Annotated in this window: 8 protein-coding genes; 5 read left to right on the forward strand and 3 right to left on the reverse strand. The window is 66.1% G+C overall.

Going from position 1 to position 11,730, the window contains the following annotated elements; all coding sequences use genetic code 11:
• Positions 1-14: 14 nt before the first annotated feature.
• Both JJ918_RS01735 and JJ918_RS01740 read left to right on the forward strand, forming a co-directional pair.
• Positions 15-2,504 carry a zinc-dependent metalloprotease gene (locus tag JJ918_RS01735; RefSeq protein WP_291882493.1) on the forward strand — a complete coding sequence of 830 codons (2,490 nt, stop codon included), beginning with the start codon at positions 15-17 and terminating at the stop codon, positions 2,502-2,504.
• Complete coding sequence (locus JJ918_RS01740) at positions 2,501-3,574, forward strand: hypothetical protein (protein ID WP_291882496.1); 1,074 nt, start codon at positions 2,501-2,503, stop codon at positions 3,572-3,574. Before JJ918_RS01735 ends, JJ918_RS01740 begins: the two co-directional genes overlap by 4 nt.
• 39 nt (positions 3,575-3,613) lie before the next feature.
• Here JJ918_RS01740 and JJ918_RS01745 read toward each other — a convergent pair whose 3' ends face one another.
• The 3 genes from JJ918_RS01745 to JJ918_RS01755 all read right to left on the reverse strand — a co-directional run bounded on the left by JJ918_RS01745 (position 3,614) and on the right by JJ918_RS01755 (position 6,802).
• The gene (locus tag JJ918_RS01745) at positions 3,614-4,279 is read right to left on the reverse strand and encodes a TorF family putative porin (RefSeq protein WP_291882499.1); all 666 of its coding nucleotides are present in this window, start codon (positions 4,277-4,279) and stop codon (positions 3,614-3,616) included.
• Between the two features lie 233 nt (positions 4,280-4,512).
• Positions 4,513-5,853, reverse strand: coding sequence for an ammonium transporter (locus JJ918_RS01750; RefSeq protein ID WP_291882502.1), 1,341 nt, complete (start codon positions 5,851-5,853; stop codon positions 4,513-4,515).
• A 574-nt stretch (positions 5,854-6,427) separates the two neighbouring features.
• Positions 6,428-6,802, reverse strand: a complete 375-nt coding sequence (locus JJ918_RS01755) for a YbaN family protein (RefSeq protein ID WP_291882505.1) — start codon at positions 6,800-6,802, stop codon at positions 6,428-6,430.
• Between the two features lie 428 nt (positions 6,803-7,230).
• Here JJ918_RS01755 and ilvD point away from each other — a divergent pair, with 428 nt between their 5' ends.
• The 3 genes from ilvD to ilvG are packed head-to-tail and all read left to right on the forward strand — an operon-like array spanning position 7,231 to position 11,729.
• The gene (ilvD, locus tag JJ918_RS01760) at positions 7,231-8,964 is read left to right on the forward strand and encodes a dihydroxy-acid dehydratase (RefSeq protein ID WP_291882508.1); all 1,734 of its coding nucleotides are present in this window, start codon (positions 7,231-7,233) and stop codon (positions 8,962-8,964) included.
• Positions 8,961-9,989 carry a ketol-acid reductoisomerase gene (ilvC, locus tag JJ918_RS01765; protein ID WP_291882511.1) on the forward strand — a complete coding sequence of 343 codons (1,029 nt, stop codon included), beginning with the start codon at positions 8,961-8,963 and terminating at the stop codon, positions 9,987-9,989. The genes ilvD and ilvC overlap by 4 nt, the downstream gene beginning before the upstream one ends.
• Positions 9,990-10,010: 21 nt before the next feature.
• Entirely contained in the window at positions 10,011-11,729 is a 1,719-nt protein-coding gene (ilvG, locus tag JJ918_RS01770; RefSeq protein WP_291882514.1) for an acetolactate synthase 2 catalytic subunit, read from the forward strand.
• The last annotated feature ends 1 nt before the right edge of the window (position 11,730 follow it).

Here is an 11,730-nt window from a genome sequence, read left to right on the forward strand (position 1 = left end):
GAGACTTCAAGATCATGAAAACCGTTAGCCTTTGGCGCGCCGCCAGCTGCGCGCTCGCCTTCGCCATGGCCCCGGCCGCCCTCGCCCAGGACTGGTCGGAGGAAACCGATGGCCTTGAGCGCCGCGACGGCTTCTTCCCGCTGCATGTCGACACCGGCGACGGCCGCATCCTCGCCGAACTCTCCGAGCAGGAAGACGGTTCGCTGGGCCGCATGATCTACACCGCCCGCCTGACATCCGGCCTCGGCTCCAACCCGGTCGGTCTCGACCGCGGGCTGGGCACGTCGTCCGAAATCCTGCGCTTCTTCCGCGTCAATGACCGCGTCTTCGCCGAATTCGAGAATACCGGCTACCGCACGCTCGGCGCCGGTCCCGACGAAGCCCGCGCGACACAGCAATCCTTCGCCCGTTCGGTCATCTGGAGCACGGATATCGTCGCCGAGGACGGCGACCGCGTGCTGATCGACCTGTCCGGTTTCCTGACCCGCGACCCGGTCGGCACAGCCGGCCAGCTGTCCGATACCGGCCAGGGCAATTTCTCCATCGACAGCGATCGCAGCGCCCCGCTGACCGACCAGGCGCTGGCCTTTCCGCTGAATGTCGAGATCGACGCCCTCCTGACCCTGTCCGGCGGCGATCCGGGATCGGAAGTCCGCGCCGTCACGCCCGATCCGCGTTCGGTGACGCTGACCGTGCACCACTCCTTCTCGGCTCTGCCCGAGGCCGGCCAGTCCATCCGCGAGGCGGACGACCGCTCGGGCGCCATCACGCTCGACTTCTACGACATGGCTGCACCGCTCGACGAACCGGTCCGCCGGTCCTACGCGATCCGGCACCGGCTGGAGCGCGTCGATCCGACGGCCGAGAGCGGCCCTGTGGTCGAACCCATCGTCTACTATCTTGATCGCGGCACGCCGCCGCTTATCCGCGACGCCCTGATCGAAGGCGCGTCCTGGTGGGCCGAGGCCTTCGAGGCTGCCGGCTATGAAGACGCTTTCCGGGTCGAGCTTCTGCCCGAAGACGCCCACCCGCTGGATATCCGCTACAACATCATCCAGTGGGTGCACCGCCAGACCCGCGGCTGGTCCTATGGTGCGTCGGTTGTCGATCCGCGGACCGGCGAGATCATCAAGGGACATGTCATCCTGGGCAGCCAGCGCGTGCGGCAGGACCGGATGATTTTCGAGGGCCTGCTCGGCGCCGATGGCACCGGCTCCGGTGCGGCGGACGATCCGCTGGAACTGGCCCTGGCCCGTATCCGCCAGCTCTCCGCCCACGAGGTCGGCCATACGATCGGCCTGGCCCATAATTTTGCGGCCTCGGTCTCTGATCGCGCGTCGGTGATGGATTATCCGGCCCCGCTCGTGACGCTTGACGGCGCCGGCGAGATCGATACCTCGCGCGCCTACGACACCGGCATCGGCGAGTGGGACAAGGTGGCGATCACCTGGCTCTATGGCGAGTTCGGCGAGGGCGATACCGAAGCCGCCGCGCTGGACCGCATCCTCACCCAGGCCCGCGCCGACGGCCTGCTCTACATCACCGACCGCCATGCCCGCGGCAATGACAGCGCCCATCCCCAGGCCAATCTCTGGGACAATGGCGCCGACGCGGCGGACAGCCTGACGGAGACGCTCGCCGTCCGAGCAGCCGCGCTCGAGGCTTTCGGACCGCATGTGCTCGCCGAAGGCCTGCCCGCCAGCTCGCTGCGCGACGTGTTCTCGCCGATCTATCTCTACCATCGCTACCAGGCCGAAGCCGCGGCCAAGGCGATCGGCGGCGTGGTGTTCGACTATGAGCTCAACAGTGGCAGCCAGAACGGGCTACGCCCGGTCGCAGCCGCTGACCAGCGCCGCTCGCTGGACGCGCTTCTGGCAACACTCGACCCGCAAACGCTGGACATCACCGACCGCGTCCTGGCGCTGATGGCCCCGTCGCCCTTCTCCGACTATGACGCTGCCGCGACCCGCGAGCTGTTCGACAGCCCGGCCTATCCCGCCTTCAGCCGCACGGCTGCTGCCGGCGCCGCCGCGCGGATCACCCTCGACGCCGTGCTGGCACCGGGCCGCATGGCCCGCCTTGCCGACCAGCACGCGCGCGACAGCGGTCAGATGTCGCCGGCAGACCTGTTCGACCGGATTGAAGCGCAGGTCATGCAGACCCCGCGCGGGGAAGCCGGCCGCCTGCAGCCGGTCCGCTTTGCCGTCCAGACCGAGTATGCCGACCAGCTGCTCGACCTGGTCGCCCAGGGCTCGCCGGCTGTTGCAGCACTGGCCCGCCAGCGCCTGGAAGCCCTGGCCGCCGAAGCCCCCGGCCGGCGCGACAGCGGCGCCGAGGCGGCACACCGCCTGTGGCTGGCCCGCGCGATCGAGGCCGGACTGGACCGGTTCGACCGCGGCGAATCGCCCAGCCTGACCAGTACCGACATTCCGCCGGGCAGCCCGATCGGTGCCGACACGTGCTGGCATTGTGACAGCGCCACGCTTCTGGGACTGGGCGAGTGAAGTCGCTCGGCTCGATCCTGGCTGCGGCCGCACTGGTGTCGGCGGCGGCCTGCTCGCCTGACGCCACGCCGCCGGCCCGTCTCGATGCGCAGGTGATTGCCCAGCGTAGCGGGACAGATGCCAGCCTGCGTGGCCTCTCCGTCGTCGATGCGCAGATCGCCTGGATCGGCGCCCCCGACGGGCAGGTCCTGCGCACGACCGATGGCGGCGTGAACTGGACGCTGACCCGTATTCCGGATGCCGAGGGGCTCGACCTGCGGTCAGTCCATGCCTTCAGCGAAGACCGTGCCCTGTTCTTCACGGCGGGACAACCCGCCCGGCTCTATCTGACCGAAGACGGCGGCGCGAGTTTCGAAACGGTCTGGGAGGACCCGACCGGCGCGGCCTTTTTTGACGGGTTGGATTTCTGGAACGATCTTTACGGGATCGCCTTTTCCGATCCGGTCGACGGGCGTTTCCTGATCCTGCTGAGCGGCGATGGCGGCGAAACCTGGCAGGCCGTCGAGGACGCGCCGGAAGCCCTGGAGGGCGAGGCCGGCTTTGCCGCGTCAGACAGCGCCATGGCCCTGACCCCGTCCGGCTGCGCCTTCATCGGTACAGGCGGAGGCGCGACGGCACGCATGCTGCGCAGTTGCGATTTCGGCGAAAGCTGGAGCGTCGCCGATACGCCCCTCGCGGCCGGCCGGTCCAGCGCCGGCGTTTTCTCGATCGATGCGACCGGCGAGCGGATCGTCATCGTCGGTGGCGATTTCTCGGCTGAAGACGACCGGACCGGCAATTTCGCCTGGTCCGACGATGGTGGCAACAGCTGGGACGGGGCCTTGGAGCCCCCGCTCGGCTACCGCTCGGCCGTCACCCATCTGCCGGGCCATCCGGACGTACTGATCGCGACCGGCCCCAATGGCACAGACATTTCCCGAAATAGCGGCGAGATCTGGGTGCCCTGGGAAGCGCTGGGCGGCCATCACGCAATCGCTTTCGCGCCCGACGGGACCGCTGGCTGGGCGGTTGGTTCCGAAGGCCGGATCACACGGATCGATCTGGAACCCGCCTCGGACCCGACGGACTGACAAGAATGGCGGGCAGGACAGTCCTGCCCGCCATCTGCCTTATCCGCCGAAGGATTGCGAGATGGTGGCAAAGACGCCGTCATCACCGCCATCGGACGCGCTGAAATAGCGGATGTCCCAGCCGATATTCTCGAACACCGTGCCGGAGATACCCAGCTGGTAGTCCTCATAGTCGGCCGAGGACAAATCATCGAACCGGCTGGCGCCGACGCGGGCATCGATCGAGACAGTGTCGTTGATCGGCAAGGCGAGGCCCGTCGACACATACCAGCCCGGACCGATCTCGCCGTAGAATTCCGGCGAATAGGCCAGGCTGGCGTCCCATTCCAGCGGACCGAGCGCATGGCTCACCCCGCCGTAGATTTCGAGAAAGTTCTGGCCATCGGGACTGTCGGGGTAGAGATAGTAGATACCGCCGACATCGAAGCCGAAGCCGGCCGCTTCCCAGCTCTGTCCGATATAGAGATCCAGCTCCATGGTCGTGTCGTCGGAAAAGTCGACGCTCGAACCCCAGACGCCGGCATACAGACCGCTTTCGTCGGAGATGTCGAAGCCGCCGGAGATCGCCGGACCATCATCGGTCTGGGAGATCCCGCGGAAGACGTAATTGGTGGTGAGGGCGACATTGCCCTCGATGGTCTGGGCTGCGGCCGGACCGGTCAGGGCGGCAAGGACCAGGGCGGCTGTCAGGAATTTCGCTTTCATCTTGTTACTCCTCGTTGATGTTCAGGCCTTGCTCGGCGGGCCATCGGCCGGACGCGAGCGCAGGGTCTCGGGTGCGCGCAGCTTGACTGGCGCGGATTTCAGGGACCGCGGCGGTCCGGGTCTGGACCGGAAGATGTCCGCGGCATTTCGGGACTGGGGTTCACTCGGTTCGGCCCCGGGCAGACCGGCCGGCTCGGCGACCGCCCGGGTCGCCTCGCCAGCCGGAATCCCCGCTACTCGGCCGGGGCCGTCGGCTTTCCCGGATCGATCGCGGCGAAGATCGATCCTGCCGGATGACCCAGCTCGGACAGGTCGCCGCCGACATTCTCGGCGTCCGGCGACAGGCGGATACCCACCGTGATCTTCAGGATCAGCCAGACCACGAAGCTGGACAGGAAGACAAAGGCACCGACGGCGCCAACGCCGACCGCCTGACCGAAGAAGGAGGCTTCGGAGTTGGTCAGCGGAACCGCCATCGTGCCCCAGATGCCGGCGAACAGGTGGACCGGAATGGCGCCCACCACGTCGTCAATGCGCACGGCCTCCAGGAATTTGGCACCGAAAGTCGCGATCACCGAGCCGACCGCGCCGATGGCAATCGCCTCGAGGATGGTCGGCGTCAGGGGTTCGGCCGTGATCGAGACCAGGCCGGCCAGCGCACCGTTGAGACAGTAGGCCAGATTGGCCTTGCCGCCGCCGAGCGCCATCGACAGGAGATACGCCGTCACCACGCCGGCCGCAGCCGCCATGTTTGTATTGGCGAAAATCTGGGAAATCGCGACCGCATCGGCTGCCGAACCCATCGCGAGCTGGGAGGCCCCGTTGAAGCCGAACCAGCCGAACCAGAGGATGAACGTCCCCAGCGTGGCAAGCGGCAGGGAAGACGGCACCATCGGCGTTGCGTTCGGACCGAACCGGCCTGTACGGGCCCCCAGCAGGATCGCGCCCGCAAGTGCAGCCCAACCGCCTGTGGAGTGGACCAGCGTCGATCCGGCAAAGTCTGAGAAGCCGAAATCGCTGTCGAGCCAGCCGGCACCCCATTCCCAGGAGCCCTGGACGGGATAGATCACGGCAGCGAGCACCACGACAAAGATAAAGAAGGGACCGAGCTTGACGCGCTCCGCGATCGTGCCGGACACGATCGAGGCCGCAGTGGCGACGAACACCATCTGGAAGAACCAGTCGGACGCTGCAGCATAGCCGGTCTCGAGCGAGATTTCGGCGTCACTGGCCAGTTCGGACGGCCCCCAGATCGCGGGCATGCCGAAATACGGTGTCTCGCCGCCATACATGATCTGGTAGCCGACCAGATAGAACATGATGCCCGCGATCGAGTAGAGCGCGATATTCTTCAGGCAGATCGCGGCGGCGTGCTTGGTCCGCACGAAGCCGACCTCCAGCATCGCGAACCCGGCCGCCATCAGCATGACCAGGAAGCCGCCGATCAGGAAAAGCAGCGTGTTGAAAACGAATGCGGTTTCTTCGGACACCTCGGCCTGGGCCGGACCGGCGACCAGGGCGCCGGCCGCCAGCGCGACAAGCGCGCCGCCAAGAAGTGTCTTTCGTGTCTTCATTGTGCCAATCATTGGGATCCCCCCGCTCTGGCAACCATCCCTTGAACCGCCTGCGGGTGAGCCTCGCGCACCGGTCGCATGCGGTGAAACCGTTCTTGATTGAACGGTCCGCTTGTTCGACTCGGATCTGACTTGTGCACGAATATTGCGCGCAATAGCGAAACGCCTGCTTCGCCGGGCAAGTTGATCCCTACCGCCTTCTGGCGGCGGCGGATCCCATCAACGCGCTCTGTGGTGCGGCCGCGTCAGCGCGGCTCGTTGTTTGACAACCCTATGACACCGAATGCTGCGCTGCAACATTTTTCTTGAAGGTGGAATTTTACAGGCTTTTCGTGCGTATTTTTGGTCGCCTGACCACTCTGCGGGATATTTTCCCATTCTGGGGAAAAGAGCTGGCGGCCGTCGCCGCCAGCAGTTCAATCCACAGAGTCGCGACATGATCGGATGCCGCGGGAAAATCAGCGGCCCTCGCCCGAACCGCGGTCAACCGGTTTCATGCAATTTTTTGCCGCTATACCACCATTGCCCGGAATTGAGACAGACTGCCCGGATTTCGAGCAAGATGAACGGCGCATCAGCTTTCCGGACGCCGCGGACCGTCCGGACGGGTGAGAATGAAGGTCGCGGATGCGCCCAGAACCAGCGCCTGGATGAGTAGCAGGCGGGGGCCGACACCGACAGCCCAGCTGACCAGAAGCGCCACCAGCATGGCGGCGACGGCGAGCAGTTTGGAGCGGCGGTCAATCCCGCCATGCTCGCGCCAGTTCCGGATCATCGGACCGAAATGCCTGTGATCGACCAGCCAGTCATGCAGCCGCTGCGAGCTCCGCGCGAAGGCGAAGACCGCCAGAAGCAGAAAGGGTGTCGTCGGCAAAAGGGGAAGCGCAGCTCCGGCAATTGCCAGTCCGACGCACACACCTCCGAATGCCAGCCATAACAAGCGAACCATGATGCGTCAGCCTACCGTGAAACGCACGATTCTGCGCCTTGAAATTCCATTGCGCGGGAACCCTCCCGTTCGCTGTTTTTTGCTCACACTGACCCCGATATGCGATTTGGTGCAGAAATTTTCCAATTGAGGGGTTGCAATCATGATCGAGTGCGGTCACGCTGCAGCGCAATAGGAAACAGGAATACCCCTGTCATGTCGATGAACGCCATTGCCCAGCCGGTTCTTCCGGCCGCCGCCCTCGAGGGCGCGCGGGCAGGTTCGCTCGGCCTCCTCCTTCTCGTACTTGTACTTATTATCACCCCCATAACGGGAGTGGCGTACGCGCCTGCCGGCTAGGTAAAAACCAAAGCAAAGGCAGACACGAAAAACCCCGCTCCCGGAACCTGGGAGCGGGGTTTTTCGTGTTCGCCGCACGGAAAGCTTCGATGACACAGAGTTCGAAAAAAACGTCAGACGCGATCACAAAGGGGCCGGCCCGCGCCGCCGCTCGCGCCATGCTGCGCGCGACCGGCATGCAGGACGCCGACTTCGACAAGCCGATGATCGGCGTCGTGAACACCTGGACCACGGTGACGCCGTGCAACATGCACCTGGCGGACCTGGCCGTTCCGGTGCGCGAGGCCGTGAGCGAAGCCGGCGGCTTCCCCGTCGACTTCAACACGGTCGTCGTCTCCGACGGCATCTCCATGGGCTCGGAAGGCATGCGCGCCTCGCTGATCTCGCGCGAGACCATCGCCGACTCGATCGAGCTGGCGGTGCGCGGGCATTGCCTGGACGGTGTGGTGATCCTGGTCGGCTGCGACAAGACGATCCCGGCCGCCGCGATGGCGCTGGCGCGCATGGATGTGCCCGGCTGCATCCTCTATGGCGGCACGATCATGCCGGGCCGGCTGGGCGAGAAGGACCTGTCCGTCCAGGACGTGTTCGAGGCGATCGGTGCACACGCCGCCGGCACGCTGGACGATGAGGGCCTGAAGTCCGTCGAGAAAGCCGCCTGCCCGGGCGCCGGCGCCTGCGGCGGCCAGTTCACGGCCAACACGATGGCGACCATCCTGTCGGTGATGGGCCTGTCCCCCATGGGCGTCAACGACATCCCGGCGCCGCACCCAGACAAGCCCGCCGCCGCCGCGCGCTGCGGCAAGCTGGCGGTTGAACTGGCCAAATCCGGCACGCGGCCGCGCCAGTTCGTCAGCCAGGCTTCGCTGCGCAATGCCGCCATCGCGGCGTCCGCCAGCGGCGGCTCGACCAATGCCATCCTGCACCTGGCTGCCATTGCGGCCGAGGCGGGCGAGCCCTTCTCGATCGATATCTTTGACGAGGTCTCCGGCATCGCGCCGGTGATCACCGACCTGAAACCGGGCGGCCGCTTTTTGGCCCACCACATGTTCCTGGCCGGCGGCACACGCCTGTTCGCCCAGCGCCTGGTCGAGGCCGGTCTGCTGGCCGACACCCCCACCGTCACCGGCCGCAGCCTGCACACGGAAGCCGCCGAAGCGGTCGAGTCGAAAAACCAGCGCGTCATCAAGACCGTCGCGGATCCGGTGAAGCCCGATGGCGGTTTCCGCATCCTCTACGGCGATCTGGCTCCGGAAGGCGCCGTGCTGAAAACCTCCGGCCATTCGCGCACCGCCATGGAAGGCCCCGCCCGCGTGTTCGAGAGCGAGGAAGCCGCCTTCGCCGAGATCGAGAACAACCGGGTGAAGGCCGGCGACATCATCATCATCCGCAATGAAGGCCCCAAGGGCGGGCCCGGCATGCGTGAAATGCTGGGCGTCACCGCCGCTCTGGTCGGACAGGGCCTGTCCGAGGACGTCGCCCTGATCACCGATGGCCGTTTCTCCGGCGCCTCCAAGGGTTTCGTGATCGGCCATGTCAGCCCCGAAGCCGCTGCCGGCGGCCCGATCGGCCTGATCGAGAATGGCGACATCGTGCGCATCGATGTCGGCGCCCGCCGGATCGATGTCGACGCCGATCTGGCGGCCCGCCGCAAGGACTGGGTCCGGCCCGAGCCGAAATCCGTCGGCGGCGTGTTCGCCAAGTATGCTGCGCTGGTCTCCTCGGCCTCGCGCGGCGCCGTCACCATTCCGGCCGGAACCGACACTCCGGCCGCCCCGAAATCCACCGACAACGCGACATCCAAGCAGGAGATCACCGCATGACCGCGTCCGCTTCCAAATCGACTTCCCGGCGCGCCGCCTTCGAAGTCGACACCACCGAGTTCAAGTCCAGGCCGATCGCGGTCATCGGCTATGGCAGCCAGGGGCGCGCTCACGCCATGAACCTGAAGGATTCCGGCTGCGACGTGATCGTCGGCGTGCGTCCCGGCGGGGCCGGCGAGAAGAAAGCCAAGGCTGACGGGCTGAAGACGGCAACGCCGGAAGAGGCCACCAAGGCCGCCCATGTCATCGCCATCCTGACGCCCGACATGACGCACGAAGCCGTCTACCGCGAGATGGTCGCGCCGAACCTGGACAAGGGCGATGCCGTCCTGTTCGCCCACGGTTTCTCGGTGCATTTCGGCCGGGTTCATCCAGATCCGGATACCGACATCATCCTGGTCGCCCCCAAAGGCCCGGGCGATCTGGTCCGCCGCGAGTTCGAAATCGGCCGCGGCGTGCCGTGCCTGTTCGCGGTCAACCAGGACGCCACCGGCAAGGCCCGCAACCGCGCCCTGAGCTATACGGCCTGTATCGGCGGTGCGACGGCCGGCGTGATCGAGACGACTTTCGCCGAAGAGACCGAGACCGACCTGTTCGGCGAGCAGGCCGTCCTGTGCGGCGGCACGACCGAGCTGGTGATGGCCGGCTACGAGACGCTGGTCGAGGCCGGCTACCAGCCGGAAGTCGCCTATTTCGAATGCCTGCACGAGCTGAAGCTGATCGTCGACCTGCTCTACGAGGGCGGCATGGCGAAGATGCACGAATTCATCTCGGAGACCGCCATCTATGGCGATCTGCGCTCGGGCCCGCGCGTCATCAATGACGAGACCAAGGCCCGCATGCGCGAGGTTCTCAAGGACATCCAGGACGGCACGTTTGCCCGCGACTGGATCACCGAGAACCAGGCCGGGAAGCCGCAATACCAGGCCTTGCTGCGCAAGGATCTGGAACACCCGATCGAGAAAACCGGTGCCGAACTGCGCGCCGACATGCCGTGGCTGCAGCCCGGCGCCAATACGCACTGACGACAGGAAAGCTCCAGTATCATGACCGCCCTGCCCGCCAATGACAGCCTGACCGAAGCGAAGACCGCTCCGGCGCCCAAGACAGCCAAGCAGACCGGCGCGCACGCCGTCGTACGCACGCTGGAAGCCCTGGGTGTCGAGCGCGTATTCGGCTATCCGGGCGGGGCGATCATGCCGGTCTACGACGCCCTGACCGGCTCGAGCCTGCAGCACATCCTGGTCCGCCATGAACAGGCAGCCGCCTTCGCGGCCGACGCCCAGGCGCGCATCACCGGCAAGGCCGGTGTGTGCCTGGCCACGTCCGGCCCCGGTGCGACGAACCTGCTGACCGGCATTGCCAATGCCTACATGGACAGCGTCCCCATGATCATCCTGACGGGCCAGGTCCCGTCGGGCCTGATGGGGACGGACGCCTTCCAGGAAGTCGATGTGTTCGGCATGTCCATGCCGGTCGTGAAACACTCGATCATCATCCGCGATCCCATGCGGATTCCGGAGATGATCGCCGAAGCCTTCGAGATCGCGGAAGGCGGGCGCCCCGGCCCCGTCCTGATCGATCTGCCGAAGGATGTCCTACAAGCCGAGGCGTACCCCACCTTACCCCCAGAGCCTCGGCCTGCAGCAGGGCCGTCCCGTGCCAGTGACGCCGATGTGGCTGCGGCGACGGCCCTGCTGACTCAATCAAAACGCCCCGTTCTCTATATCGGCGGCGGCGTCGCCCTGGGCCGCGCCGTCGACGCGGTCCGGGACTTCATGGGCCGTACCGGCATTCCCGCCGTGGCGACCCTGAAAGGCCTGGGCTGCCCGCACCCCGATGCCGAGAATTTCCTGGGCATGCTGGGCATGCATGGCGGGCGCGCGGCCAATGTTGCCGTGGACGAGTGCGACCTGCTGGTGTGCTGCGGTGCGCGGTTCGACGACCGCGCGACCGGCCGGCTGGACAGTTTCGCCAAGGGTGCCCGCATCATCCACATGGATGCCGACATTGCCGAGATCGGCAAGCTGCGCGCGGCCGATGCGGCAATCGCCGGCGATATTGCCGATGCACTGGCGCGCATGGATCCGGGCTATCTGGATATCGACCCCTGGCGCGAAACCTGCCGCGAACGCAAGGCACGCCATGCCTTCCGCTATGACGCGCCGGGCAATGGCGTGTTTGCACCGGCCATGCTGAAGGAATTGTCCGAAGCGGCCGGCGACGACTTCATCGCCGCCTGCGATGTCGGCCAGCATCAGATGTGGGTGGCCCAGCATTGCCGTTTTGCGCGTCCGGAATCGCATCTGACATCGGCCGGTCTGGGCGCGATGGGATACGGTCTGCCCGCCGGCATCGGTGCCGCGATGGAACGTCCCGACGCCAAGGTCGTCACGATCTCGGGTGACGGCTCGATCATGATGAATATCCAGGAGCTGGCGACCGCGCGGCGCTACAGCGTGCCGATCCGGATCCTCTTGCTGGACAACGCCTCTCTGGGCCTGGTGCGCCAGTGGCAGGAATACTTCTTCGACCAGAATTTTTCCGAGATCGATCTCTACGACAATCCGGACTTTGCCGAGGTGGCGCACGCCTTCGGCATCGAAGCCTTCACGGTTCACAGCCGGGACGAGGTTCCCGGCGCAATCGACCGTTTGCTGAACGCGCGCGGCCCGATCCTGGCCCATGTGCTGATCGACCCGCGCGAGAATGTCTGGCCGCTGGTGCCGCCAGGCGCATCCAATGCCGACATGATGGAGGACTGAT

Source organism: Maricaulis sp. (assembly GCF_017642925.1).
Lineage (GTDB): Bacteria > Pseudomonadota > Alphaproteobacteria > Caulobacterales > Maricaulaceae > Maricaulis.

What these genes read in the sequence shown, in the direction of transcription:
- JJ918_RS01735 (WP_291882493.1), top strand. Translation starts at nt 15, where the DNA reads ATGAAAACCGTTAGCCTTTGGCGCGCCGCCAGCTGCGCGCTCGCCTTC.
- JJ918_RS01745 (WP_291882499.1), bottom strand. Translation starts at nt 4,279, where the DNA reads ATGAAAGCGAAATTCCTGACAGCCGCCCTGGTCCTTGCCGCCCTGACC.
- JJ918_RS01750 (WP_291882502.1), bottom strand. Translation starts at nt 5,853, where the DNA reads ATGAAGACACGAAAGACACTTCTTGGCGGCGCGCTTGTCGCGCTGGCG.
- JJ918_RS01755 (WP_291882505.1), bottom strand. Translation starts at nt 6,802, where the DNA reads ATGGTTCGCTTGTTATGGCTGGCATTCGGAGGTGTGTGCGTCGGACTG.
- ilvD (WP_291882508.1), top strand. Translation starts at nt 7,231, where the DNA reads ATGACACAGAGTTCGAAAAAAACGTCAGACGCGATCACAAAGGGGCCG.
- ilvC (WP_291882511.1), top strand. Translation starts at nt 8,961, where the DNA reads ATGACCGCGTCCGCTTCCAAATCGACTTCCCGGCGCGCCGCCTTCGAA.
- ilvG (WP_291882514.1), top strand. Translation starts at nt 10,011, where the DNA reads ATGACCGCCCTGCCCGCCAATGACAGCCTGACCGAAGCGAAGACCGCT.